27 protein-coding genes are annotated in these 25,383 nt (G+C 61.2%); 12 read left to right on the top strand and 15 right to left on the bottom strand.

Annotation, left to right across the window (positions count from 1 at the left end; all coding sequences use genetic code 11):
* Positions 1-10: 10 nt before the first annotated feature.
* The 3 genes from prpC to AAEQ75_RS18725 form a co-directional block, all read right to left on the bottom strand.
* On the bottom strand, positions 11-1,168 hold the full coding sequence (gene prpC / locus AAEQ75_RS18735) for a bifunctional 2-methylcitrate synthase/citrate synthase (protein WP_256836922.1): 1,158 nt from the start codon (positions 1,166-1,168) through the stop codon (positions 11-13).
* Positions 1,169-1,287: 119 nt separating this feature from the next.
* Positions 1,288-2,175, bottom strand: a complete 888-nt coding sequence (gene prpB, locus AAEQ75_RS18730) for a methylisocitrate lyase (protein ID WP_106732368.1) — start codon at positions 2,173-2,175, stop codon at positions 1,288-1,290.
* On the bottom strand, positions 2,172-2,894 hold the full coding sequence (locus tag AAEQ75_RS18725) for a GntR family transcriptional regulator (protein WP_343350068.1): 723 nt from the start codon (positions 2,892-2,894) through the stop codon (positions 2,172-2,174). Before AAEQ75_RS18725 ends, prpB begins: the two co-directional genes overlap by 4 nt.
* Positions 2,895-3,198: 304 nt before the next feature.
* Here AAEQ75_RS18725 and AAEQ75_RS18720 point away from each other — a divergent pair, with 304 nt between their 5' ends.
* The 4 genes from AAEQ75_RS18720 to pabB all read left to right on the top strand — a co-directional run bounded on the left by AAEQ75_RS18720 (position 3,199) and on the right by pabB (position 7,796).
* Complete coding sequence (locus AAEQ75_RS18720; RefSeq protein WP_343350067.1) at positions 3,199-3,732, top strand: ATP-dependent zinc protease family protein; 534 nt, start codon at positions 3,199-3,201, stop codon at positions 3,730-3,732.
* Positions 3,733-3,737: 5 nt separating this feature from the next.
* On the top strand, positions 3,738-5,264 hold the full coding sequence (locus AAEQ75_RS18715; RefSeq protein WP_343350066.1) for an inactive transglutaminase family protein: 1,527 nt from the start codon (positions 3,738-3,740) through the stop codon (positions 5,262-5,264).
* Positions 5,265-5,268: 4 nt separating this feature from the next.
* Positions 5,269-6,255 (top strand): alpha-L-glutamate ligase-like protein, encoded by a 987-nt coding sequence (locus tag AAEQ75_RS18710; RefSeq protein ID WP_179576483.1) that lies wholly within the window; start codon positions 5,269-5,271, stop codon positions 6,253-6,255.
* Between the two features lie 182 nt (positions 6,256-6,437).
* Positions 6,438-7,796 carry an aminodeoxychorismate synthase component I gene (pabB, locus tag AAEQ75_RS18705; RefSeq protein ID WP_343350065.1) on the top strand — a complete coding sequence of 453 codons (1,359 nt, stop codon included), beginning with the start codon at positions 6,438-6,440 and terminating at the stop codon, positions 7,794-7,796.
* A 52-nt stretch (positions 7,797-7,848) separates the two neighbouring features.
* Here pabB and thrH read toward each other — a convergent pair whose 3' ends face one another.
* Entirely contained in the window at positions 7,849-8,466 is a 618-nt protein-coding gene (gene thrH, locus AAEQ75_RS18700) for a bifunctional phosphoserine phosphatase/homoserine phosphotransferase ThrH (protein ID WP_106732373.1), read from the bottom strand.
* 175 nt (positions 8,467-8,641) lie between these two features.
* On the opposite strand from thrH, the gene AAEQ75_RS18695 reads away from it, so the two are divergent.
* Positions 8,642-9,262, top strand: a complete 621-nt coding sequence (locus AAEQ75_RS18695) for a phosphoadenosine phosphosulfate reductase family protein (RefSeq protein WP_343350064.1) — start codon at positions 8,642-8,644, stop codon at positions 9,260-9,262.
* A 63-nt stretch (positions 9,263-9,325) separates the two neighbouring features.
* Here AAEQ75_RS18695 and cysB read toward each other — a convergent pair whose 3' ends face one another.
* The 5 genes from cysB to AAEQ75_RS18670 all read right to left on the bottom strand — a co-directional run bounded on the left by cysB (position 9,326) and on the right by AAEQ75_RS18670 (position 13,281).
* Positions 9,326-10,300, bottom strand: a complete 975-nt coding sequence (cysB, locus tag AAEQ75_RS18690) for an HTH-type transcriptional regulator CysB (RefSeq protein ID WP_037003999.1) — start codon at positions 10,298-10,300, stop codon at positions 9,326-9,328.
* A gap of 106 nt (positions 10,301-10,406) precedes the next feature.
* Positions 10,407-10,907 (bottom strand): universal stress protein, encoded by a 501-nt coding sequence (locus AAEQ75_RS18685; protein WP_106732374.1) that lies wholly within the window; start codon positions 10,905-10,907, stop codon positions 10,407-10,409.
* 123 nt (positions 10,908-11,030) lie between these two features.
* Positions 11,031-11,936 carry a 5'-nucleotidase gene (locus AAEQ75_RS18680; RefSeq protein ID WP_106732375.1) on the bottom strand — a complete coding sequence of 302 codons (906 nt, stop codon included), beginning with the start codon at positions 11,934-11,936 and terminating at the stop codon, positions 11,031-11,033.
* Positions 11,937-11,938: 2 nt separating this feature from the next.
* A complete protein-coding gene (locus AAEQ75_RS18675) occupies positions 11,939-12,895 on the bottom strand; it encodes a putative 2-dehydropantoate 2-reductase (RefSeq protein ID WP_343350063.1) in 957 nt (318 codons plus the stop codon).
* Complete coding sequence (locus AAEQ75_RS18670) at positions 12,895-13,281, bottom strand: thioredoxin (protein WP_343350062.1); 387 nt, start codon at positions 13,279-13,281, stop codon at positions 12,895-12,897. The genes AAEQ75_RS18675 and AAEQ75_RS18670 overlap by 1 nt, the downstream gene beginning before the upstream one ends.
* Here AAEQ75_RS18670 and AAEQ75_RS18665 point away from each other — a divergent pair.
* Together AAEQ75_RS18665 and AAEQ75_RS18660 are read left to right on the top strand one after the other, a co-directional pair.
* Positions 13,280-13,693 carry a PilZ domain-containing protein gene (locus AAEQ75_RS18665; RefSeq protein WP_099524323.1) on the top strand — a complete coding sequence of 138 codons (414 nt, stop codon included), beginning with the start codon at positions 13,280-13,282 and terminating at the stop codon, positions 13,691-13,693. The two genes, AAEQ75_RS18670 and AAEQ75_RS18665, sit on opposite strands and share 2 nt — an antisense overlap.
* A gap of 195 nt (positions 13,694-13,888) precedes the next feature.
* Positions 13,889-14,965, top strand: coding sequence for a 3-deoxy-7-phosphoheptulonate synthase (locus tag AAEQ75_RS18660; RefSeq protein WP_179576477.1), 1,077 nt, complete (start codon positions 13,889-13,891; stop codon positions 14,963-14,965).
* A 262-nt stretch (positions 14,966-15,227) separates the two neighbouring features.
* Here AAEQ75_RS18660 and AAEQ75_RS18655 read toward each other — a convergent pair whose 3' ends face one another.
* Positions 15,228-15,500, bottom strand: a complete 273-nt coding sequence (locus tag AAEQ75_RS18655) for a GNAT family N-acetyltransferase (RefSeq protein ID WP_099524325.1) — start codon at positions 15,498-15,500, stop codon at positions 15,228-15,230.
* 146 nt (positions 15,501-15,646) lie between these two features.
* On the bottom strand, positions 15,647-17,020 hold the full coding sequence (locus AAEQ75_RS18650; RefSeq protein ID WP_343350061.1) for a GntP family permease: 1,374 nt from the start codon (positions 17,018-17,020) through the stop codon (positions 15,647-15,649).
* A gap of 270 nt (positions 17,021-17,290) precedes the next feature.
* Here AAEQ75_RS18650 and oprI point away from each other — a divergent pair, with 270 nt between their 5' ends.
* Entirely contained in the window at positions 17,291-17,542 is a 252-nt protein-coding gene (gene oprI / locus AAEQ75_RS18645) for an outer membrane lipoprotei OprI (protein WP_003239826.1), read from the top strand.
* 150 nt (positions 17,543-17,692) lie between these two features.
* On the opposite strand, the gene AAEQ75_RS18640 is transcribed toward oprI, so the two are convergent.
* The 3 genes from AAEQ75_RS18640 to AAEQ75_RS18630 form a co-directional block, all read right to left on the bottom strand.
* Positions 17,693-18,649 carry a L,D-transpeptidase family protein gene (locus AAEQ75_RS18640; protein ID WP_343350060.1) on the bottom strand — a complete coding sequence of 319 codons (957 nt, stop codon included), beginning with the start codon at positions 18,647-18,649 and terminating at the stop codon, positions 17,693-17,695.
* A gap of 71 nt (positions 18,650-18,720) precedes the next feature.
* Complete coding sequence (locus AAEQ75_RS18635; RefSeq protein ID WP_099524330.1) at positions 18,721-19,002, bottom strand: hypothetical protein; 282 nt, start codon at positions 19,000-19,002, stop codon at positions 18,721-18,723.
* A 90-nt stretch (positions 19,003-19,092) separates the two neighbouring features.
* On the bottom strand, positions 19,093-19,698 hold the full coding sequence (locus AAEQ75_RS18630) for an arylesterase (protein WP_343350059.1): 606 nt from the start codon (positions 19,696-19,698) through the stop codon (positions 19,093-19,095).
* Between the two features lie 11 nt (positions 19,699-19,709).
* On the opposite strand from AAEQ75_RS18630, the gene AAEQ75_RS18625 reads away from it, so the two are divergent.
* Genes AAEQ75_RS18625 through greB form a run of 3 tightly spaced genes read left to right on the top strand, consistent with a single transcriptional unit; the run spans position 19,710 to position 23,449 of the window.
* A complete protein-coding gene (locus AAEQ75_RS18625; protein ID WP_143507507.1) occupies positions 19,710-20,393 on the top strand; it encodes an ABC transporter ATP-binding protein in 684 nt (227 codons plus the stop codon).
* A complete protein-coding gene (locus tag AAEQ75_RS18620) occupies positions 20,393-22,897 on the top strand; it encodes an ABC transporter permease (RefSeq protein ID WP_343350058.1) in 2,505 nt (834 codons plus the stop codon). Before AAEQ75_RS18625 ends, AAEQ75_RS18620 begins: the two co-directional genes overlap by 1 nt.
* A 54-nt stretch (positions 22,898-22,951) precedes the next feature.
* Positions 22,952-23,449 carry a transcription elongation factor GreB gene (greB, locus tag AAEQ75_RS18615; RefSeq protein WP_343350057.1) on the top strand — a complete coding sequence of 166 codons (498 nt, stop codon included), beginning with the start codon at positions 22,952-22,954 and terminating at the stop codon, positions 23,447-23,449.
* Between the two features lie 78 nt (positions 23,450-23,527).
* Here the strand turns inward: greB and AAEQ75_RS18610 are convergent, their stop codons facing one another.
* On the bottom strand, positions 23,528-23,836 hold the full coding sequence (locus tag AAEQ75_RS18610; protein ID WP_017676783.1) for a hypothetical protein: 309 nt from the start codon (positions 23,834-23,836) through the stop codon (positions 23,528-23,530).
* Between the two features lie 513 nt (positions 23,837-24,349).
* On the opposite strand from AAEQ75_RS18610, the gene AAEQ75_RS18605 reads away from it, so the two are divergent.
* Positions 24,350-25,303 (top strand): triacylglycerol lipase, encoded by a 954-nt coding sequence (locus AAEQ75_RS18605; RefSeq protein ID WP_343350056.1) that lies wholly within the window; start codon positions 24,350-24,352, stop codon positions 25,301-25,303.
* Positions 25,304-25,383 lie beyond the last annotated feature (80 nt).

The raw sequence follows: 25,383 nt of genomic DNA, 5'->3' as shown, positions 1-25,383 counted from the left end.
TCGTTCATGGTTATTTACGATCCTTGAGCGGTACGAACTTCAGGTCTTCGGGGCCTGTGTAGTTGGCGCTCGGGCGGATGATCTTGCCGTCGATACGCTGTTCGATGACGTGCGCCGACCAGCCGGCAGTGCGGGCGATGACGAACAGCGGGGTGAACATGGCGGTGGGCACGCCCATCATGTGGTAGCTCACGGCGCTGAACCAGTCGAGGTTGGGGAACATCTTCTTGATGTCCCACATGATGGTTTCCAGGCGCTCGGCGATGTCATACATCTTGGTATTGCCCTGCTCCACGGACAGCTCGCGGGCCACTTCCTTGATCACCTTGTTGCGTGGGTCGCTGACGGTGTAGACCGGGTGACCGAAGCCGATCACCACTTCCTTGCGCCCTACCCGCTCACGAATGTCAGCCTCGGCCTCGTCCGGGCTGTCGTAGCGCTTCTGCACCTCGAAGGCCACCTCGTTGGCGCCGCCGTGTTTCGGCCCGCGCAGCGCGCCGATGGCGCCGGCGATGCAGGAGAACAGGTCGGAGCCGGTGCCGGCGATCACCCGCGAGGTGAAGGTCGAGGCATTAAATTCATGCTCGGCATACAGGTTGAGCGAGGTGTGCATGGCGCGCACCCAGGACTCGCGCGGCTTCTCGCCATGCAGCAGGTGCAGGAAGTGGCCGCCGATGGAGTCGTCGTCGGTGTCCACCTCGATGCGCTTGCCGTTGTGGCTGTAGTGATACCAGTACAGCAGCGCCGAACCGAGAGAGGCCATGAGTTTGTCAGCGATATCACGCGCGCCCGGATGGTTGTGGTCATCCTTCTCCGGCGCCAGGCAACCGAGCACGGACACCGCAGTGCGCATCACGTCCATCGGGTGCGCCGAAGGCGGTAGTTGCTCCAGCGCTGCCTTGACCCCGGCCGGCAGGCCGCGCAACGCCTTGAGCTTGGCCTTGTAGCCGGCCAGTTCGGCAACGTTGGGCAGCTTGCCATGCACCAGCAGATGGGCGATTTCCTCGAACTCGCAGCGGTTGGCGAAATCGAGCACGTCATAGCCACGGTAGTGCAGATCGTTGCCGGTGCGGCCGACAGTGCACAGCGCGGTGTTGCCCGCAGCGGTGCCGCTGAGGGCGACGGATTTCTTCGGCTTGAAGCCTGGCGTGGTTTCGGTGGCGCTCATGGTCATCTCCTCAAATCTTCTTGTTCTGCTTACTGTCAGCGGTAGCGAACCGTAAGAGCAGATTCATCCGCGAATCGCGAATAAAGTCGCTCCTACACAAAGCAAATCCGTGCGCCGCTTTACTTCTTACCGGCGGCGAACAGCGCGTCGAGCTTCTGCTCGAAGGCGTGGTAGCCGATGCGGTCGTAGAGTTCGGCGCGGGTCTGCATCAGCTCGATCACATCCTTCTGGTGGCCGTTCTGGCGAATCGAGGTGTAGACACTTTCCGCCGCCTTGTTCGCCGCGCGGAAGGCCGACAGCGGATACAGCTGGATGGCCACGCCGACCGAGGCCAGTTCGTCGCGGGTGAACAGCGGCGTGGCGCCAAATTCGGTGATATTGGCCAGCACCGGCACATTCAGCTCTTTGACGAAGCGTGCATAGGTCGGCAGGTCGTAAGCCGCCTCGGCGAAGATTGCATCGGCGCCGGCCTCGACATAGCGCAGGCACCGTTCGATGGCGGCGTCGACACCTTCAGCCTGGATGGCATCGGTGCGGGCGATGAGGAAGAAGTCCGGGTCGGTCTTGGCATCAGCGGCAGCTTTCACGCGGTCGCACATTTCCTCGCAGGAGACGATCTCCTTGCCCGGACGGTGGCCACAGCGCTTGGCGCCGACCTGATCCTCGATATGCGCGGCGGCGGCGCCGGCCTTGATCAGGTTCTTGATGGTGCGCTCGATATTGAAGGCGCTGGGGCCGAAGCCGGTGTCGATGTCCACCAGCAGCGGCAGATCGCAGACGTCGGTGATACGGCGTACGTCGGTGAGCACGTCATCCAGGGTGTTGATGCCCAGATCCGGCAAACCGAGCGAGCCGGCCGCGACACCACCACCTGACAGGTAGATGGCACGAAAGCCTGCGCGCTTGGCCAGCAGTGCGTGGTTGGCGTTGATCGCGCCGATCACCTGCAGTGGTTGCTCTTCGGCGAGGGCCTGGCGGAAGCGCTGGCCGGCAGAAAGCTGGGTCATGAATCACCTCGGGTCTTGGATGAAGTGGCGAGCGTCTCTCTATAGTGACGCTCGATATTGCGTTTGGAGGCGCCGATATGGCGGCGCATCAGCAGCTCGGCCAGTTCGCCGTCACGGCCTTCGATGGCATCGAGAATGCGGTGGTGTTCGGCGTAGGCCTGGTGTGGCCGGTTGGGTGTGGCGGAGAACTGCAGGCGGTACATGCGCACCAGCTGATAGAGCTCGTCGCACAGCAGTTTGGCCAGGGTGCGGTTGCCGCTGCCCTGGATGATCCGGTAGTGGAAGTCGAAGTCGCCTTCCTGCTGGTAATAACCGACACCGGCCTTGAACGCGGCGTCCTGCTCATGCAGCTCCAGCACCCGGCGCAATTCATCGATCTCGTGCTGAGTCATGCGCTCGGCGGCCAGACGGCAGGCCATGCCTTCCAAGGACTCGCGAATTTCGTAGAGCTCGACCAGTTCGTCATGACTGAGCGATACCACCCGCGCCCCCACATGCGGGACGCGCACCAGCAGCTTCTGCCCTTCCAGACGGTGGATGGCCTCACGCAGCGGACCACGGCTGATGCCATAGGTGCGCGCCAGCTCAGGCTCGGAAATCTTGCTACCCGGGGCGATCTCGCCCTTGACGATGGCAGCCTGAATCAAGCGGAAAACATGTTCGGAAAGCGTTTCCGAATCCACCTGGGGTGCTGTAGACACTTCGGACTCAAGCAGCATTATTGTCGACACCACGGAGATACAATGGCCATGAAATTACGCCTAAAAGCCATAAAGGTCAAAGCAGACCAAAGTATTGTCGACAATACTTCCAGCCAAGCCAGGCTAGCGAGCATTGACCTTACTTGCAGAAAGCTACATAAGCGTCTGTCGGCACGGAAAATCTCCATGTTAGAATCCGCGCATTCATGCCCGGCTATCGCCTTTTGCCATGGCTGCTAGACTTCACGGCAGGCCGTTGTACGGCAGGATGCCGCCAGACGCTGCCCTTCACCTGCCCCTGGCAATACCCTCTCAAGGACACATGAGACTGAAACCCTTCTCCTTACTGATCTGCCTGCTGACCTTGTGCCCGGCTCTGGCCATGGGCAAGGCAATCTATGGTCTGAACGAATATATCCACGTAGAAGAACTGGACCTGCAGGTAGCCGCCAAACTCGATACCGGCGCAAAAACCGCGTCCTTGAGTGCACGCGACATCAAGCGCTTCAAGCGCGACGGAGAAACCTGGGTGCGTTTCGTGCTGGCCATCGATGACGCCCATGAGCGCACCATCGAGCGTCCGCTATCACGTATCAGCAAGATCAAACGCCGTGCTGGCGACTTCGATCCCAATGAAGGCAAGACCTACACAGCACGCCCGGTAATCGACCTTGAACTGTGCATGGGCAAGACCCTGCGCACGATCGAAGTGAACTTGACCGACCGAAGCGCATTCCAATACCCGCTTCTGATCGGCTCCGAAGCGCTCAAGCACTTCGAAGCCATGGTCGATCCAAGCCTTAAATATGCAGCCGGCAAACCCGACTGCACCAATGACGCAACCCCTGGCGAGTAATTCCCATGCGCTCTCTGAACCTGCATCTGAAAGTCCTGATCACCCTCCTGGTGGCTCTGGGCGTTCTGATTACGGCATACCAAATCTTCATTCTCGGCATTCCGGTGACCGAGGACGAGACCGACGACCTGTGGAACATCGATGCCAAGGTCGAATTCCAGGCGACGCCACGTGAGCCAGTGAAGCTGCAGATGTTCGTGCCGCCACTGAACCAGGATTACGTAAGCCTCAACGAGAGCTTCATCTCCAACAACTACGGCGTCAGCGTCAACCGTGTCGACGGCAACCGCCGTGTCACCTGGTCGGCACGCCGTGCCAATGGCAAACAGACCCTCTACTATCGCCTGGTACTGACCAAGCGTTACAGCGGCGAGCAGGCACCTGCAAAAGGCCCGATCTTCCGCGACAGCATCCCGGTCGAAGGCCCTGAGAAGATCGCAGCCGAAGCCCTGCTGGCACCGATTCGCCAGCACTCGGCGGATGTCGAGACCTTCATCAGCGAAACCATCAAGCGCGCCAACAACGTCAACGACGACAACGTGAAGCTGCTGCTCGGCGGTGATGCCTCCACCGCCAACAAGGCTAATGTCGTCGACCTGCTGCTGTCCATCGCCCACGTGCCGATGGAGCGTGTACACACCATTCGCCTGCAGGCCGAAGTCGCTCAGTCGCCGGAGCTGTGGCTGCGTAGTTTCAATGGCCAGAAATGGCTGTACTTCAACCCGGAAACCGGTGAGCAAGGCCTGCCGGACGACCGCCTGGTCTGGTGGATCGGCGATGGCGATCTGGTCAGCCTCGAAGGCGGCCGACAGGCGCAAGTCAGCTTCAGCCTGAACAACAGCGAGATGAACGCCATCCGCCTGGCCAAACTGACCGACGAGAACACCGACGCCAGCTTCCTTGAGTACTCGCTGTACGGCCTGCCGCTGCAGACCCAGCAGACCTTCATGATCATGGTGATGATCCCGATCGGCGTGCTGGTCATCCTGATCCTGCGCAACCTCGGCGGCCTGCAGACCCTGGGTACCTTTACCCCGGTGCTGATCGCCCTCGCCTTCCGTGAAACCCAACTGGGCTTCGGTATCTTCCTGTTCACCGTGATTACAGCGCTCGGCCTGTCATTACGCTCCTACCTGGAACATCTGAAGCTGCAGATGCTGCCGCGCCTGTCGGTAGTACTGACCTTCGTCGTGGTACTGATCGCAGCCATCAGCCTGTTCAGCCACAAGCTGGGTCTCGAACGCGGTCTGTCGGTTGCGCTGTTCCCGATGGTGATTCTGACCATGACCATCGAGCGCCTGTCGATCACCTGGGAAGAACGTGGCGGTAGCCATGCCTTCAAGGTCGCTATTGGCACGCTGTTCGCCGCCACTATCGCGCACCTGCTGATGAGCGTGCCCGAGCTGGTGTACTTCGTGTTCACCTTCCCGGCGATCCTGCTGATCCTGGTGGGCTTCATGCTGGCGATGGGTCGCTACCGCGGTTATCGCCTGACCGAACTGTTCCGTTTCAAAGCCTTCCTCAAGGACTAAGACCATGTTCGGCCTGATCAAGACGTGGAAGGCCCTTGAAGCCAAAGGCATCATGGGCATCAACCGACGCAATGCAGACTACGTGCTGAAGTACAACAAACGGCACCTGTACCCGATCGTCGACGACAAGATCATCACCAAGGAGCGGGCCATCAAGGCCGGCATCGATGTGCCGGAAATGTACGGCGTCATCGAGACCGAGAAGGATATCGACAAGCTCGATCAGATCATTGCCGGGCGCAATGACTTCGTGATCAAGCCGGCGCAAGGCGCTGGCGGTGATGGCATCACCGTTATCGCCGACCGCTTCGAGGATCGTTTCAAGACGGTGTCCGGCAAGATCGTCAGCCACGAGGAGCTGGAGCAGCAGATCTCCAGCATCCTCTCCGGTTTGTATTCGCTCGGTGGTCACCGTGACCGTGCGCTGATCGAATACCGGGTCACCCCGGACACCATCTTCAAGAGCATCAGCTACGAAGGCGTGCCGGACATCCGCATCATCGTGCTGATGGGCTACCCGGTGATGGCCATGCTGCGCCTGCCTACACGCCAGTCCAATGGCAAGGCCAACCTGCACCAGGGCGCCATTGGTGTCGGTGTCGATCTGGCCACTGGCATTACCCTGCGTGGTACCTGGCTGAACAACAAGATCAGCAAGCACCCGGACACCACCAACGCAGTAGACGGTGTGCAACTGCCTAACTGGGACGGCTTCATGAAGCTCGCCGCCGGCTGCTATGAGTTGTGCGGCCTGGGTTACATCGGTGTGGACATGGTGCTGGATCAGGACAAGGGCCCGCTGATTCTCGAGCTCAACGCCCGCCCCGGGCTGAACATCCAGATTGCCAACGACTGTGGCCTGACCCACCGCGCCCACGCTGTGGAAGCGCGTCTGGAAGAGCTGAAAGCCAAAGGCATTCAGGAAGACGCCGAAGAGCGCGTGCGCTTCTCCCAGGAGCTGTTCGGTCACGTCGCCAGCAAGGAAGTCTGACCGACCAACAGCCCAGCCCATCACTCAGCAGCAGCCTGCGTTCGTCCAGGCTGCTGCTGATTCAAGTCCTCTCAACCCAACCTCATGCCTTCTGAAAATCGCCTCTTCATGCCAGGCAAAGCCCTAGGATGAATGCAGGCTGCGGACTACAATCGCGCATCTGCCTCTTTCGACTGCCACGCATGCCCAGCTGCTCTCTGCACCCTCTTCCCTACCGCACCGATCCCTGCGACTACTTCCAGCGCATTCGCCAGGCCCCCGGTGCCGTACTGCTGGATGCCGGGCGACCGAGTGCCAAGCGTGGGCGCTATGACCTTATGAGCGCCTGGCCATTGGCAGAACTGGCGCCCATGTCCGACGAATCGGCCAACGATTTTCTGCAACGCCTGCGCGGCGCATTACAGAGCCTCGGGGCCGCCGAAGCACCCGCGCAACAGGAGCTGCCATTCGTCGGTGGTTTGATCGGTTACCTGTCTTATGACTTCGGCCGCCGCCTGGAAGTGCTACCCGAGCACAGCGTCGATGATCTCGACCTTGAAGATGCGCGCTTCGGCCTCTACGCCTGGGCGCTGATCAGCGATCATCAGCTGGAGACCAGCGCCCTGCTGTTTCACCCGGCACTGCCAGAGGCAGAGCGCCAACGCCTGCAGAAGCTGTTCGAAACAGCGCATAGCGAAGCGCCTGCGCCCTTCCACCTGACCCAGCCGTTCCAGGCCGCTATCGACCAGCACCGTTATCGCCAGGCGATCGATCGCATCCAGGGCTACATCCTCGCTGGCGATTGCTATCAGGTGAACTTCGCCCAGCGCTTTCAGGCGCCCTGCGCAGGCGATCCCTGGGGCGCTTACCTGGCACTGCGTCAGGCCTGCCCAACCCCCTTCTCTGGATTCCAGAGTCTGGGCAATGGTGATGCCATTCTCAGCCTGTCGCCCGAGCGCTTTCTCAAGGTCAGCGACGGTCAGGTGGAAACCCGCCCGATCAAAGGCACGCGGCGCCGCGGCAATGACGCTGAGGACGATCAGGCGCAGGCACAGGAGCTGCTGGAAAGCCGCAAGGATCGCGCCGAGAACCTGATGATCGTCGACCTGCTGCGCAACGATCTCGGCCGCAGTTGCCGCATCGGTTCGGTGAAAGTGCCGGAGCTGTTCGCCCTGGAGAGCTATCCCAACGTGCATCACCTGGTCAGTTGCGTCACCGCCGAGCTTGCGCCTGGCAAGGATGCGCTGGACCTGATCGCCTGCAGCTTCCCCGGCGGCTCCATCACCGGGGCGCCGAAGATCCGCGCCATGCAGATCATCGATGAGCTTGAGCCGACCCGGCGCGGGCTCTACTGCGGCTCGCTCCTGTATCTCGACGTGCGCGGCGAGATGGACAGTTCCATTGCCATTCGCAGCCTGCTGGTCAAGGACGGCAAGATCAGCTGCTGGGGCGGTGGCGGCATCGTCGCCGACTCCAACTGGCAGGCCGAGTATCAGGAGTCCATCACCAAGGTGAAGGTGCTGCTGGAAACGCTGGAAGGCCTGCCAGCCACAACCGAATAAGTACCCCAAATAATAAACGCCGCGATTTCGCGGCGTTTATCATGCATCGGTGTTACAGACTCAGCTTGCGATTCGACGCCTTGAGGAACTCTTGCTTGAGCGCCTCGAAGGTGTGCACGGCTGGGAATTGCGGGAACTCGCGAATCACGTTTTCCGGCGCATGGAACAGGATGCCGGCATGGGCTTCGCTGAGCATGGTGGTGTCGTTGTACGAGTCACCGGCCGCGATCACACGATAGTAGAGGCTCTTGAAGGCGAGAACGGATTGGCGTTTGGGGTCCTTCTGGCGCAGTTGGTAGCTGACCACACGATCGCTCTCGTCGGTGATCAGGCGGTGGCACAACAGCGTCGGGAAGCCCAGCTGACGCATCAGCGGCTGGGAGAACTCATAGAAGGTGTCCGAGAGAATCACCACCTGGAAACGCTCACGCAGCCAGTCGACGAACTCCACGGCGCCATCGAGCGGCTTCAGGGTAGCGATGACGTCCTGGATGTCTTTGAGCTTCAGGCCGTGCTCGTCGAGAATGCGCAGGCGCTGCTGCATCAGCACGTCATAATCGGGGATGTCGCGGGTGGTCGCCTTGAGCGACTCGATGCCGGTTTTTTCCGCAAAGGCGATCCAGATTTCCGGAACCAGAACACCTTCCAGGTCGAGACACGCGATTTCCACAGGCCACTCCTCGGTTGAGCCAAAAAGGAGCCGGCACTCTAGCCGCTGGGCTTGGTTGGCGCAATGCGACCTGCTTATAACTGGAATGAAGGACATCAAGCGCCTTAGTTATTTAGCCGCATAACCTGCCTTTGCTACCATCGCGCCCTCACGCACACGATCTGGAGTCCTCACCATGGAACTCGACCTGGACGCGCTCAACGCCGAATTCGGCAACCAGCCAGAAAAGCTGGTTCAATGGGCCATCGGACTGGGCAAACCCGCCATCTGCACCACCAACTTCCGCCCCTTCGAAGCGGTGATCCTGCATATGGTCAGCCAGGTCAAACCGGATATCCCGGTGGTCTGGATGGACAGTGGCTACAACACCGAGGCCACCTACCGCTTCGCCGATGAAGTGACACGCAAGCTCAACCTCAACCTCATCACCTACCTGCCCAAGCGTTCGCGTGCGCATCGCGAAGCCATCGATGGCCCGGTACCCGCCCTGGATGATCCGCGCCACGCCGCGTTCACCGAAGAGGTGAAACTCGAGCCGTTCGCCCGCGCCCTACGCGAGACCGCTCCGAGCGTATGGTTCACCGCCCTGCGTGCGACCGACACCGCAGTGCGCGCGCAGATGGACCCGATCAGCATCAATCCGGACGGTCTGATCAAGGTTGCTCCGTTGCTGCACTGGTCGTCCAAGGATCTGTATCAGTACCTGGTCGCCCATGACCTGCCGAACGAATTCGATTACTTCGACCCAACCAAGGGCGAAGACAATCGCGAGTGCGGCCTGCACCTGAGCCACTGATCACGCTCGTGCAGAAACGAAAATGGCGCCAATTGAGCGCCATTTTTCGTTTCAGAGCAGGCTTCAGTGCATCGGCAGTTCGACGCCGCTGAACAACTCTTCCAGCTCGGACTTATTGTGGCACTGCACGGCTTTGGCCAGCATGTCGCGGGTCAGGTGCGGGGCGAAACGCTCGATGAAGTCGCACATAAACCCCCGCAGGAAGGTACCGCGACGGAAACCGATCTTGGTCACGCTGGGCTCGAACAGGTCATCGGCATCGAGCACCACCAGATCCGGATCGAGCTTGGCGTCCACTGCCATCTTGGCCACGATGCCCACACCCAGGTTCAGGCGCACATAGGTCTTGATCACGTCGGCATCGGCTGCGGTGAACACCACCTTGGGCGTCAGGCCGCGATGGCTGAAGGCCTCGTCCAGTTTCGAACGACCGGTGAAGCCGAATACGTAAGTGACGATGGGGTGCTCGGCCAGCGCTTCGAGGGTCAGCTTCGGCAGCTTGGTCAGCGGATGCCCCTGCGGCACCACCACGCAGCGGTTCCAGCGATAGCAAGGCATCATGATCAGGTCGTTGAACATCTCCAGGCCTTCGGTGGCGATGGCGAAATCCACGCTGCCGTCGGCCGCCATCTCGGCGATCTGCGTCGGCGTGCCCTGGTGCATATGCAGAGCGACATCCGGGTACTGCTTGATGAACGCGCTGATCACCGGCGGCAGGGCATAACGCGCCTGGGTGTGGGTGGTGGCGATGGACAAGGTGCCCTTCTTCTCGTTGGAGAACTCCTGGGCAATCTGCTTGATGCTCTCGACCTTGCGCAGAATCTCGCCGGCCGTTGTGATGATGCGCTCCCCGGCTGGGGTCACGCGGGTCAGGTGCTTGCCGCTGCGGGCGAAAACTTCCACGCCCAGCTCATCCTCGAGCAAGCGAATCTGCTTGCTGATCCCTGGTTGCGAGGTGTACAGGCTCTGAGCGGTAGCCGATACGTTGAGGTCGTGGTGCGCAACTTCCCAGATGTAGCGCAATTGCTGAAGCTTCATATGTTTCCCTCGGAGCAGTAAGGCAGGCCAACAGCCGCCAACGCCGTATATAACCATATTATTGGTTTAATAGAACAGCCTAGAACGTTTTATTATTTACCCCTTCTTACAAATCCCCATGCCCACGGTGTTGCAGCATGGGCACCAGATACACCGGTGCTTCCGACAATTGCACGATCCGTGCGGCGGTGCGACCTAGCGGCACGGCCAAGTCCGCACCATGGCTATGACTGCCTACGACCAGCAGATCCACCCCAAGTTTCTGCGCCTCCTCAAGAATCATCGCCGGCGGGTCCCCCTGCAACACCCGCACAGCACGAATCAGTTCGAGATCCTGCTGAGCATCACCCAACTCGTCGCGAAATCCCTCCAGCACACGCTGCTCGATGCTGGCCATGACCGTGCTCAACCCATTGCGACGAAGCTCCCCGAGGGTTTCTTCATCCAGGTAGGTCTGGAGTACGGACTCAGCGAACAACCCCATGGGTTCAACCGCATGCACCACATACAGATCAGCCTTGAAGCTACGGCTCATGGCAAGGGCGTGCTGCAGCACATAGGAAGCATAAAGCCCCAGATCGGTGGCATAGAGTATCGAACGGATCACGCGGCCTCCTCGACTGCTGGCGCAGGCCCTTTATTGAGCTTAGCAGCGCATCAGACAAAGCAAGATTGGCAGCGTTATTTAGGACGAATGGCTATATGCAGGCGTTTGAGCGCCTGCATCGGCTCAGGGCAGCAACTCATTGCTCACCCCATGCGGGACATGACCAGTGGCGACCACTTGGCGCGCCTTTTCGCAGTGTCCGGTCTGATCGTCGAAGAATACGTCGGCGGCGAAGGCTTCGAGCACCGCCGACTTGTCCAGCCCACCGAGGAAGAAGGATTCGTCCAGACGAATGTTCCATTCCCGCAGGGTGCGAATCACCCGCTCATGCGCCGGCGCCGAACGCGCGGTGACCAACGCGGTACGGATCGGGCAGTCTGCCTCGGGAAACTCCTGCTGCAGGCTGTGCAGTGCCGCCAGGAAGGGTTTGAAAGGCCCACCCAGCAGCGCCTGCCTTGCGGCTTCGCGCTCATGATCCTGGAAGGCGTTGAGACCGCCACTCTGGTAGACGCGCTCGGAATCGTCGGAGAACAGCACGGCATCGCCATCGAAGGCGATGCGCAGTTCGTTGCTGTTCGCCCGCCGCGCGCCACCGGAAAGCAGCGTGGCTGCGCCGAAACCGGCCTTCAGTGCATTACGCACATCGTCGGCATGAGTAGACAGAAACAGATGACAGCCAAAGGCAGCCAGATAGGGATCAGGGCTACGACCACCCACAAAAGCCGCGCGGGAAATGCCGAGGCCGTAGTGCTGGATCGAGTTGAACGCACGCAACCCGGTATCGGCACTGTTGCGCGACACCAGGATGACTTCCACGCGCTGCTCGCTGAGACGCGTATTGAGCCCCAGCAGCTTCTCCACCAGGGGAAAGGCGTCGCCCGGCATCAGCACTTCGTCTTCATGCTCTATCTGATAGCGGCGATAGGCCTCCACGCCTTCGCTTTCGTAGATCTGGTGGCTTTCGCTCAGATCGAAAAGCGCCCGCGAAGAGATCGCCAGCACCAGTTTGTCCCCCAGCCCCTTACCCATATTTAGGCCTCCTGGCGAGCCTGAATGAACCGCAGCGCCTGATACAGAGCGCGCACCTTGGGCATATCGAAACCCACTGCGTCCGCAGCCGCCAATGGCGCCTCGTAGATGGCATGCAGTTCCGCCACGCGGCCCTGAGCGAAATCGTGGTACATGCTCGGCAGGTAATCGGGCATGCGCTGAGTGGCGGCCAGCAATTTGTCGGCGTAGCTGTCCGGCATGCTGTAGCCCAGCGCCTGAGCGGCCTGCACCACCTCCTGCATCATGTCAGCGATCAACGCACGACTGTCGGGATTGCCCATCAGGCGCTGCGTGTCGGCATCGAGCAACACCGACAGACCGTTATAAGGGATATTCCACACCAGCTTCTGCCAGCGCGTTTGCGCCAGATCGCGCATCGCCGCGGAATCCAGGCCGGTGCTGCGCAGCAGGCTGGCGCCCTCCTCGGCCAGCGCCAGGCGCGCTTCGTCGTCGGCCAGAGGGCCCGAGTGATAGGCCAGGTTGATCGCCCCCAGCGCCTGATGTTCGATCACGCCCGGGGCACTACGATGAACGCAGATGTAGCAAAGCCCGCCCAGCAGGTGCAGGTCGTCGGGCAACAGTGGGCGCAGCTCATCTTCCACTGCCAGGCCATTTTGCAGCAGTACCACCTTGGCGCCTGCCCCTGCAGCGTTGGTAATCAGCGGCGCCAGCTCGACATTCGCGGTGGTCTTGGTGCCCACCAGCAACCAGTCGCAAGGTGGCATGTCGTCGACATGTTGGTAGGCCTGTACCGGAGCCAGGTTCAGTGCACCATGTACCGCACTGTTCAACTGTAGGCCTCGCTCGACCACCGCGCCATACTCGCTGCGCAGCAGAAAGTGCACGTCATGGCCAGCGCGAGCCAGCATCGTTCCGTAGAAACCGCCAATGGCACCGGTGCCGATAATGCCAATACGCGGCGTGGGGGGTTGAGACATCAGGGAAGCTCCTCAGCCGGGCGAAGCAAGGCCTCGCCCAAGGCGGTAACCAGATCGGAAAGGGTAAGACGTGTGTGCAGCGCGCCAAAGAAATGACCGTCCTTGACCAGAAACAGCGCCGGCAAGTGAAATACCTCGTAGCGCGTCACCAATCCGGCGTTATGCCCTGCATCGACCCAGCACAGTCGCTCTATTGGTAGCGGCATGCCAGGCAAGGCCTGACGTGCCCAGCGGCAGCTGGCACAGCCCGTGCTTGTGAACACCAGCAGCGACGCACCGGGAAGGTCGAGCAGGCGGCGATCAGCATCCAGATCGGTCAATTCCAATTGCGTCGCTATACTGAATTCAATGATGTCAGTTTGCCTGCATTGAAGGTCGGTGTTCATGCGTAAGTTTCTGCGTCATCCAAGCGACATGCCGGTAGAACTGGTACTGCGCAAACAAGCCTGCATTCCCCGGCAACGGCTGAACAATATCAGCCTCGGCGGCGTCGCGTGCAACTCGTCGCGGGGGTTTCGTCGCGGTACCTCGGTGGAGCTACGTATTCCCCTACTAGGCGACCAGGCCCGCTATCCCGGCGTCGTGGCCTGGTGTCGGCGGCAGGAGGGCGATTATCTGGTGGGCATCGCCTTCATCGATGAAGACACCTTGTTTCGTGCGCGTATGGTCGAGCAGGTCTGCCAGATCCAGCATTACCGGCAACAACTCGAACATGAGTCAGGCCAGCCCATGGCCATCGAGCAATGCGCTCAGGACTGGATCGCCAAGCATGCTGCGGAGTTTCCCTATCTCGCCTGAATAAACCCTCTGCAGGGGCAAAACGCCACCTCATACTGCCAATCTATGAGGCTAATTGGACTTCACGCCCATTGTCGCGCAGCCCCGTACGCGCTAAGGTTCGGCTCCCCCTGCACCAACTAGCTGTGCACCGCCATAGGGGATCGCTGGCGGCCGGCACCCGTGACCTGACGACCTGACCCGATGAATAGCACGATGGCTGATTTACCGATCGACGACCTCAACGTCGCCTCCAACGAAACGCTGATCACCCCCGATCAGCTCAAACGCGAAATCCCCCTGACCGATGCTGCACTGAAGACCGTTGCCCATGGTCGCCAGGTGGTACGTGACATCCTCGACGGCAAGGATCATCGCCTGTTCGTGGTCGTCGGCCCTTGCTCCATCCACGACATCAAGGCCGCTCACGAATATGCCGAGCGCCTCAAGGTACTAGCTGCCGAGCTGTCCGATAGCCTGTTCCTGGTCATGCGCGTGTACTTCGAGAAGCCGCGTACCACGGTCGGCTGGAAAGGCCTCATCAACGACCCCTACCTGGATGACTCGTTCAAGATCCAGGACGGTCTGCACATCGGCCGCAAGCTGCTGCGCGACCTGGCAGAAATGGGCCTGCCCACCGCCACCGAGGCGCTCGACCCGATCTCCCCGCAGTACCTGCAGGACTTGATCAGCTGGTCGGCCATCGGTGCACGCACCACCGAATCCCAGACCCACCGCGAAATGGCCTCGGGCCTGTCCTCGGCCGTTGGCTTCAAGAACGGCACGGACGGCGGTCTGACCGTGGCCATCAACGCCCTGCAATCGGTTTCCAGCCCGCACCGCTTCCTCGGCATCAACCAGGAAGGTGGCGTATCCATCGTAACCACCAAGGGCAATGCCTATGGCCATGTGGTACTGCGCGGCGGCAACGGCAAGCCCAACTACGATTCGGTCAGCGTTGCCATTTGTGAACAGGAACTGACAAAAGCCGGCATTCGCCCGAACATCATGGTCGATTGCAGCCACGCCAACTCCAACAAGGACCCGGCCCTGCAGCCACTGGTTCTGGAGAACGTGGCCAACCAGATTCTCGAAGGCAACAACTCCATCGTTGGCCTGATGGTCGAGAGTCACCTGGGCTGGGGCAGCCAGTCGATTCCGAAGGATCTCGGCGACCTCAAGTACGGCGTATCCATCACCGATGCCTGTATCGACTGGGATACCACCGAGAAAAGCCTGCGCAGCATGCACGCCAAACTCAAGGACGTACTGCCCAAGCGCCCTCGCGGCTAAGAGGCTGTCTACAAAATGGCTGCACTTGGCAATACTGCGTTGAAAACGATCTCGAAATGCTCATTTACAGCACGTAAACTCCGCTTTCTCGATCGTTTTCGCCTTGTCTTGCCTTCGTTCGCCTATCTTGTAAACACCCTCTAGGATCGCAGCAGCAATGAAAACGCCGGGCAATGCCCGGCGTTTTCGTATCCGCATTCACGTAGGGTGGGCTTCAGCTCACCATGACGCTCAGCGCGGGCTGTAAGTCTCCAAATCGATCCTACTGGTGACGCGCACGTCGCTCCATGTAGCGTTCGACATACGAGCACGACGGAATCACCGTGTAACCCTTGCCTTCGGCGTACTGCAGGGCATGCTCGGTCAACGCGGCGGCGATGCCACGGCCACGCAGACCGTTGGGCACGAAGGTGCGATAGATGTCCAGCGTCTGCTTGCCCAGATCCATATAGGCCAGATAGGCACGATCACCATCGACGGTCGTCACGAACTGGTGACTCGTCTGGTCATGGTGGATGGACAAACCCTCGCTCATCTTCACTCCTCTAGCCGCCAACCATTAGCGGCGCATCTATTTTTACTTCATACCGGTGCTGCGGCAAAAGCGCAAATTTTGATGCCACTGCCGACCTATACAGTTGGCCAAGCTTATCAGTCGGCGAAGCGCCCAGCCACGAGCAATCAGAAGCTCAACACTGCGATAGAGAGCAAAGCCGCAATCACGGGGATCAGTACTGTGATGACGAAGATGTCCTTGTACGCCTGCTTGTGAGTCAGGCCCATGATCATCAGCATCGCAATCACTGCACCACAATGCGGTAGCGAATCGAGACCACCAGCGGTGATATTGGCGATCCGGTGCAACACCTCGGGGTCCACCCCCATCTCCAGGTAACGCGGCGCCAGGGTCTGCATGAAGATCTGCAGGCCACCAGACGAAGAACCGACGATCCCCGAGACCACGCTGACCGATGCGAACACCGACAACAGCGGCGGCAGATCCACCCCCAGTATCCACTGGGCGAACTGAGCGAAACCTGCGGTCTGGGTAACCACACCGCCAAAGCCGATCACCGCAGCGGTATTGAGCAGCGGCATGATCGCATCATCCGCCCCCTGCCCCAGCAGGCCGAGGGTATTACGACGCAACGCCGAAAACATCACCACCGCTACACCGGTAGCGATCACCAAGGCCAGACTGGGCCAGAGAATCGGCTGCGACTGACTGAGGGCCAACAATCCACCTAGAGCCCCCTCACCCGGTACAACCGCACCAGACAGAGCGAGCAGGCGCGGCAGCAGGATGATTCCCAGCACCAGGATGATCGGCACCAGCGCCATCCCCCAATGCGGCCCGCTACCCGGCGCACCGGCCAACTGCTGCATACGCTCGTCCTGCGCGTTAGGCTCGAACCCTTCACCGCGCTCGCGCGCCAGACGCCATTCGCGCTGCAGATAGGCCATACCCAACACGATCATTACCAGCGAGGCGAGCAGACCAATCCAGGCACCTGCGAAAAGATCGGTGCCCAGCGCACTGGCGGCGATCACGTTGTGAATCGACGGTGAGCCAGGCAAGGCCGTCATGGTGAAGGTTCCCGCACCCAGCGCCGTGGCTGCGCAGAACAATCGTTTGGGTAGATTGGCCTCGCGCATCAAGGTAATACCCAACGGATACATGGTGAAGATCACCACGAATACCACCACCCCGCCATAGGTGAGAACCGCACACACCAGCATCGCCACCCAGAGCGTGCGCTGCGTACCCAGGCCGCGGGTGATGGCCTGAGCAATACTGCTGGCCGCCTGACTGGCAGCCATGACCTTGCCGAAGATCGCCCCGCAGAGAAATAACACGAAGAACTTGCCGGCAAAGGTGAATGCACCCAAGGGGCCGAATGGAAAGTGCTCGAGCAGCGCACCTGGTACGGCGACGCCATTGCTCAGTGCCACCAAAATCGAACAGAGCAATGCGGCGATGAATATGTTCACCCCGCGCAACGCCATGAAGATAAGCAGCGCCAAGCCCAGCAAGAGCCCCAAATTCCCAAGCATCTGCATCCCCTCTTTATTGTTTTAGTTTCAACGTCGGGACAGTTATAACAGTTCGAACAATCGCGACACTGTATGGATTACGTAACTGGCTGTTTTTTAGCCAGCCCGCGCAGGCTCTACCCTTCAGCGCCCAGCTCGAAGAAAAAAAACCTGCAACTCTTGCCCTGGCTCCGTTTACTTACTAAAAGTAATAGGTAGTATGTACGCCGGCTAATTTCCCGCAGTTGGGGAATTGCTCTTTATGGAAAACTCCACCTCAAGGGGAACACGATGAACAACGTTCTGAAATTCTCTGCTCTGGCTCTGGCCGCAGTTCTGGCTACCGGTTGCAGCAGCATGTCCAAAGAAACCGAAGCTCGTCTGACTGCTACCGAAGACGCAGCAGCTCGCGCTCAAGCCCGTGCTGACGAAGCCTACCGCAAGGCTGATGAAGCTCTGGCCGCCGCTCAGAAAGCTCAGCAAACTGCTGACGAAGCCAACGAGCGCGCTCTGCGCATGCTGGAAAAAGCCAGCCGCAAGTAATTGCGACTCGTTTTTTCGAAAGCCGTCCCAGGCAACTGGTGCGGCTTTTTTATTACCCGCTAATGACCTGCCACCCTCAGAACAGCTCGATTAGCAGGCAATAAAAAACCCGCGTACACGCGTGCAGGCGGGCTTTTGCAACTGGAGAGATCAGAACGGGTTGTCGCTGCTCGCCACCACGCTCTCGGTCTGTGCCGCGATGGGCACCGGCATGCCGTCCTCGGCAGCAACCACTTCACGAACCATCTCCCAGTCAAGACGCAGGCCGCTGAGTTCGTCACGCTTGAGCAGTGCGTTGATCACCGCCGTGTGCTTGTCGACGACGGATGGATCACCCTCATCATCCAGCGGCGCATGCGCTTCCAGATAGACCTTGCCACCGCTGACGCCGAACTTGTACGGCTCGTTCAGAATGCGCACGGGAGTGCCGACAGGCACCATGCCCGCCAACTCCAGCACGTTGTGATTGAGCATGCGGAAGCAGCCATGGCTGACGCGCATGCCGATACCGAACTTCTTGTTCGAACCATGGATCAGGTAACCCGGGAACGACAGTGTCATCTTGTATGGGCCCAGTGGATTGTCCGGGCCTGGCGGCACAACAGTGGGCAGAATATCGCCGTCAGCAGCGTGCTCATCACGGATCGATTGGGGCGGATACCAGGCCGGGTTCGGCGTCTTTACCGTTACCCGGCCGACACCCAGTGGTGACCCCCAGCCTTCACGACCGATGCCCAGTGGGAAGGTATGCACAACGTTCTGCCCTTTCGGGAAGTAGTACAGACGATACTCGGCCAGGTTGATCACGATGCCTTCACGCGGGCCCGGTGGCAGCACGTACCGTGTCGGCAGGATGACTTCGGTGCCCTCGCCCGGCAGCCAGGGGTCGACGCCCGGGTTGGCTGCGACCATTTCCAGATAGCCGAGGTCGTTTGCCGTTCCCAGATCGGCAAAGGTGTCCTCGTACTTGGCCTTGATCACCTGTACCTGGCCCACCACATCCTCGCCTGGCGGCGGCAGTGGAAGTTCGAGAGCCTGCACTGCGGCACTGGAGCACAGTGCGACCAGAGTCAGGCAGCGGTTGACCGCAGAAAAGCGCGACAACATCCGGGATGTCCCTTGAAGAGTTGAATGATATTACGGCGATTGTACACCGCGATTTGCAAGCCGGGCAGGCGTCAGCCATCTGCCCAATTCGAGCACAGTCCCTGACGCTGGGCCTCGAATGTCGCTAGGCAGGCTGGGCACAAGCGACGATCACGCAGCCAGGCCTTTTCCAAGGTCCGCCAACGCGGCTGTGCCGGCAACAAACCGCCACACAATGTGCGATCAGCATGCCCACCCAGGCGCAACTGACGAGCCACCAGGTGCACACGCACCTCACGACAGGCGAACAGATCCAGCTGCTCATCCGGCTCGATCAGTTGGTAGGCATAAAGGGACCAGGCGGGACGCGGCATCTGGGGCTCCGTGACAGGCCGGCCACATTAGCCGAAAGGCCTGAGGCGGAAAAGCCTCTGCCTACTCAGTTTTCCGACATCCACAGGCGCTCAAAGCATGGGTTTCAAAGTCGGCCAGACGTTGTCCAGCAGCACCGCCTGCGCAGACTCGGTCGGGTGAATGCCGTCGGCCTGCATCATTCCCGGCACGCCACCAACGCCCTCGAGGAAAAACGGCACCAGCGGCACCTTCTTCTGCTCCGCCAAATCAGCAAACACCTGGGCGAAAGCCGTGGTGTAGCGCGCCCCGTAGTTTGGCGGCAGACGCATCCCCAAAATGAGCACCTTGGCGCCTGCTTCCTGAGACTGCCGAACCATTTCAAAAAGATTCTGTTGCAATTGCGCAGGAGGCTGCCCGCGCAGGCCATCGTTGCCACCCAACTCGATGATGACCAGTTCCGGCTTATGCTCCGCGATCAGCGCAGAGAGCCGCGCGGCGCCGCCTGCGCTGGTATCGCCGCTGATCGACGCGTTGACCACGGCGTGCTCGAAACCCTCCTCCTGAAGGCGTTTTTCCAGCAAAGCAACCCACCCTACGCGGCTATCCAGGCCAAAAGCGGCGCTGATACTATCGCCGACCACAAGCAGGGTGCCTGCAACCGCTCCCTGAGCCCAGAACATCAGGGCCAAGGCACCACTCAGCCACCATGCACGCATTTGGAATCTCCATGACTTCGAGCATTCTCGCTGCGCGGAACCTTAGCAAAGTGGTCAGCAGCACGGAAGGCGAGCTGACAATCCTTCATGACCTCGACCTCGACCTGAACAAAGGCGATAGCCTGGCCATCGTCGGCAGCTCTGGCTCCGGAAAATCCACCCTGCTCGGCCTGCTGGCTGGCCTCGACCTGCCCAGCGGCGGCGCCGTATTGCTGGCCGGCAACAACCTCAGCGAGCTCGACGAGGACCAGCGTGCACGCCTGCGCGCCGAGCACGTGGGTTTCGTCTTCCAGTCGTTCCAGTTGCTCGACAGCCTCAACGCGCTGGAAAACGTGATGCTACCGCTGGAGCTGGAAGGTCACGCCGATGCCCGCCAGCGCGCCCGAGCCCTGCTCGAACGCGTCGGCCTGGGCCAGCGCCTGACCCACTACCCGCGCCAGCTTTCTGGCGGCGAACAACAGCGCGTGGCCATCGCGCGGGCCTTCGCCGCCGAGCCCGACGTGCTGTTCGCCGACGAACCCACTGGTAACCTCGACAGCCACACTGGCGAACGTATCAGCGACCTGCTCTTTCAGCTCAACCAGGAACGCAGCACCACCTTGGTGCTGGTCACCCATGACGAGCGCCTGGCGCACCGCTGCCAGCGCCTGATCCGTCTGGAAGCCGGACACCTGATCGACCGCGTGGAGCCCTGATGAAGCGCGTGCCCTTGACTCGCCTGTTTTCGCTCGCTGCCCGCCAATTGCTACGCGATGCCCGTGCTGGCGAGTTGCGGGTGCTGTTCTTCGCCTTGCTGGTCGCGGTGGCAGCGAGCAGCGCCATTGGCTATTTCAGCGCACGCCTGAATGACGCCATGCTGCTGCGCGCCAGCGAGTTTCTCGCCGCGGATCTACGCCTCAGCGGTAGCTCACCCGCCAGCCAGGAACAGATAGACGCAGGACTCAAGCTGGGTCTTGATCACGCCCAGGCGGTGGAGTTTTCCAGTGTGGTTGCCGCTGCGGATGGCATTCAGTTGGCCAGCGTCAAGGCAGCCAATAGCCTTTATCCGCTGCGTGGTGAACTGAGGAGCGCAGCCGAACCCTACGCACCAGAGGAAGCGGGTTCCAGCCCGCACCCCGGTGAAGTCTGGGCCGAAGCACGCCTGATGGTCGCGCTGAACCTGAAGATTGGCGATGAACTGGAAATAGGGTCCAAGACCCTGCGCTTGAGCCGAGTGCTGACCTATGACCCCGACACCGCTGGCGATTTCTACAGCCTGACGCCGCGCGTGCTGATGCACCTGGACGACCTTGCCGCCACCGAGGTGGTGCAGCCTGGCAGTCGCGTGCGCTTCCGCGAACTCTGGCGCGGCGATGCCGACGCCCTGGCCGCCTACCGCCAGGCCGTAGAAGCCGGTCTGGAGCCCAATCAGCGCCTGGACGACGCCCGCGACGGTAATCGCCAGGTAGGTGGCGCCCTCGGCCGTGCCGAACGCTATCTGAACCTGGCCAGTCTGGCGGCGGTGCTGCTCGCCGGCGTCGCGGTGGCACTGTCGGCGGCACGCTTCGCCGCACGGCGCTTCGACGCCAGCGCCCTGCTGCGCTGCCTCGGGCTGTCGCGACGCGAAGCGCTGGCACTGTTCGGCCTGCAACTGGCGCTGCTCGGGCTGGTTGCCTGCGTGATCGGCGCGCTGCTGGGCTGGGCTGGCCAGCACGTGCTGTTCTATCTGCTGCGTGGCCTGATTCCTGATGACCTGCCACCTGCCAATCTGTGGCCTGCATTGGCCGGGATGGCCACCGGGCTGGTGGCACTGGCCGGTTTCGCCCTGCCGCCGCTGGCTGCGCTCGGCCGCGTGCCGCCGCTACGCGTCCTGCGCCGCGACATGCTGCCGGTACCGGCCAGTTCCTGGCTGGTCTATGGCGCGGCGCTGGTTGCGCTGGGCCTGATCATGTGGCGCCTGAGCCTGGATCTGAAACTGACGCTGGCACTGTTGGGTGGCGGTCTACTCGCCGCATTGCTGCTCGGCGGTCTGCTACTGCTCGGTCTGCAAAGCCTGCGCCGCCTGCTGCAGCGTGCCTCCCTGCCCTGGCGCCTGGGCCTCGGCCAACTGCTGCGCCACCCGCTCGCCGCAGCAGGGCAATCGCTGGCCTTCGGCCTGATCCTGCTGGCCATGGCGCTGATCGCCCTGCTGCGCGGCGAGCTGCTCGACACCTGGCAGGACCAGTTGCCGGAAGATGCGCCCAACCACTTCGCGCTCAACGTGTTGCCGGCCGAGCGCGATGCCTTCGCCGCGCGCCTGGCCGAACTGTCGCCACACCCAGCGCCGCTGTATCCGGTGGTACCGGGTCGCCTGATCATGATCAACGACGAACCAGTACGCCAACTGGTGACCAAGGAAAGCCGCGGCGAACGCGCCATCCAACGCGACCTGAGCCTGACCTGGGCGGAGCAGCTGCCGCCTGACAACCAGATCACCGCCGGCAGTTGGTGGAAGGCCGAGCATACCAGCGATCTGCCTGGCGTCTCCGTCGAGGCCGAGCTGGCCGAAAGTCTGCAGCTGAAGCTCGGCGACCGCTTGCGCTTCAACGTCGGCGGCATCGAGCGCGAGGCGCAGGTCAGCAGCCTGCGCCAGGTGGACTGGGATAGCTTCCAGCCGAACTTCTACATGATCTTCGAGCCGCAGACCCTGCAGGATCTACCTGCCACCTACCTGACCAGCTTCTACCTGCCACCTGGCCAGGATGCAGAACTGATCAAGCTCAGCCGCGCTTTCCCCAGCGTCACCTTGCTGCAGGTCGATGCCCTGCTTGCACAGCTGCGCAGCATACTCGCCCAGGTCACCCTGGCCATTGAGTACGTGCTGCTGTTCGTGCTCGCCGCCGGCATTACCGTGCTCCTGGCCGGACTGCAGGCGACCCTGGATGAACGTATTCGTCAGGGTGCACTGCTGCGTGCTCTGGGCGCCGAGCGCAAGTTGCTGATCAGCGCCCGACGTGCCGAGTTCGGCCTGCTCGGCGCAGCCGCCGGCCTGCTCGCCGCGCTGGGCTGTGAGCTGGTGAGTTTCCTGCTCTACCGCTACGCCTTCGATATGAGCTGGCAACCGCACCCCTGGCTGCTTCTGCTGCCTGTAATCGGCGCTCTACTGATCGGTCTGGCCGGTGTTCTCGGCACCCGGCGCGCACTCAATGCCAGCCCGCTGAGCGTGCTACGTGAAAGCTGAGAACCCTGAGAGGGGTTTGCTAGACTTGGCGCCCCTCTTCAGATCCTGAACACCATGAGCCGCTATCGCCCCCCTCGCCCTGCCGGTACACCACTGATCACGCCCGAAGGCGAAGCGCGTCTGCGCGCCGAACTTCATGAGTTGTGGCATGTGCGCAGGCCACAGGTGACGCAGTCAGTCAGCGAGGCCGCGGCCCAGGGCGATCGCTCGGAGAACGCCGAATACACCTACGGCAAGAAGATGCTGCGCGAGATCGACAGCCGCGTGCGCTTTCTCACCAAGCGCCTTGAGAAGCTCAAGGTCGTCAGCGACAAGCCGTCCGATCCGAACAAGGTGTACTTCGGCGCCTGGGTCACCATCGAGGACGAGGACGGCGAGCAGTCGCGCTACCGTATCGTTGGTCCCGACGAACTGGATTTGAAGCTAGGCCTGATCAGCATCGACTCGCCACTGGCCCGCGCCCTGGTTGGCAAGGAACTGGATGCCGAGGTTCGCGTGCACAGCCCTAGTGGCGAGAAGACCTGCTACATAGTCGAGATCGATTACCTCTAGGTGCTCGCGAACACTGGTGCTTGAAGCGCTTCGCGAGCAGGGCTCGCTCCTACGCAGATGGCCGGCTTCGCAACCCGACTACCGCCGGGTGATCAGCCCCTGGCGCGCCACACGCACCAGCTCACCGACGGTTTGCGCCAGGTCCTCGGCGCTCGGCGCCTGGATCACCGCCAGGTCAAAACTATCCCGCGCGAAGCGACTCAACGACTCACCGTTCTGCACGAACTGAATGCGAAAGGCACGTGACCCGGCCCAGCGCTTGGGCCAGCCTTCGAGATAGCGAAGCAAGGTAGGTTGGTGACTGCCGCCAAGCAGCACGCGCGGATTGCGCAGCAGCAGGCCCGAAGTGATGGGCGCCAGGCGAATAAGGGGTTGGGGACAGATCATGGTCGCGTCTCCGCCTCGAGAATCCCGCTGGGCAGCGGTGAGAGGCGACACCGAACCAGCGCTTTAGCGGAATTTCAGGCGCTGATGACAACACCCTGTGGCGCCCCGCAAGTAGCTGTTTAAATCGGCGCAGCGCGCATCCTAGAGAAGCCCACGGCAAACTGTCAAGGCGCACCCAGCGTTACCCCCAACCTTCGATTGGGCGGTGGCTAATCGGCCCACTATCCCCCTTCTAAACCACCCCGCCACCGCCTCAAAAATCACACGATGAATAGATGAGTCGAGGCTTTTCGCATGATCTTGCGTGTCGACACGTAACAGAACTTAGCCAGCGATATCGCCGCCAGTTCGCACCAATATCAACAAAAGTCCCGAGTTAGAGGCCTCGCTTGTGATTCAGCGACGCTGGCATGCTTCCTGCTATCGTTCTTGCGCCGTACGCGCCACGGGATGGGCGTGATCTGTGTTGCTGGAAGCAGCTGACTGCCTCAACAAAATCCATCGAGAGCGCCCATGAAAAACAATAAAACCCTGCTCGCCCTCTGCCTCGGTACCGGCCTGCTCGCCAGCGGCCAGACCCAGGCTTTCTGGTTCGGTTCATCCGGCTATACCCAGACCAAATACCCCATCGTCCTCGGGCACGGCATGCTCGGTTTCGACAGCATCCTCGGCGTCGACTACTGGTACGGTATCCCGGCCGCTCTGCGCCGCGATGGCGCCAGCGTCTATGTCACCGAAGTCAGCCAGCTGGACACCTCCGAAGCACGCGGCGAGCAATTACTGCAGCAGGTCGAGGATATCGTCGCCATCAGCGGCAAGGGCAAGGTCAATCTGATCGGCCACAGCCACGGTGGCCCGACCACCCGCTACGTCGCAGCCGTACGCCCGGACCTGGTCGCATCGGTTACCAGCGTCGGCGCGCCGCACAAGGGTTCGGCCGCCGCCGACTTCCTCAAGGGCATCAGCGATGGCCCCGCCGGCCCGGTCGCCACGCCGCTGCTGGTGGGTATCGTCAACGGCCTGGGGACGCTGATCAACTTCCTTTCCAGCAGCTCCAGCACCACGCCACAGAATGCACTGGGCTCACTGGAATCGCTCAACAGCCAGGGCGCAGCGCGCTTCAATGCCAAGTTTCCGCAAGGCATTCCCACCAGCGCCTGCGGCGAAGGCGCCTACAGCGTCAATGGCGTGCGTTACTACTCCTGGAGCGGCACCAGCCCGCTGACCAACCTGCTCGACCCAAGCGACCTGCTGATGGGCGCCTCCTCGCTGACCTTCGGCAACGAAGCCAACGACGGCCTGGTCGGCCGCTGCAGCTCGCGCATGGGCCAGGTAATTCGTGACAACTACCGGATGAACCACCTCGACGAGGTCAACCAGACCCTGGGCCTGACCAGCCTGTTCGAGACCGACCCGGTGACGGTCTACCGCCAGCACGCCAACCGCCTGAAGAACGCCGGGCTCTAAACAGCCAAGCCTCGTAGGGTGTGTACGTCGCACCCTACGAGGCATCAGCTCTAATCCCGGTCCGACACCTTACTGGAAGC

This window comes from Pseudomonas sediminis (assembly GCF_039555755.1).
Taxonomy (GTDB): domain Bacteria; phylum Pseudomonadota; class Gammaproteobacteria; order Pseudomonadales; family Pseudomonadaceae; genus Aquipseudomonas; species Aquipseudomonas mendocina_D.
This window is presented reverse-complemented; position numbering and strand designations above follow the sequence as displayed.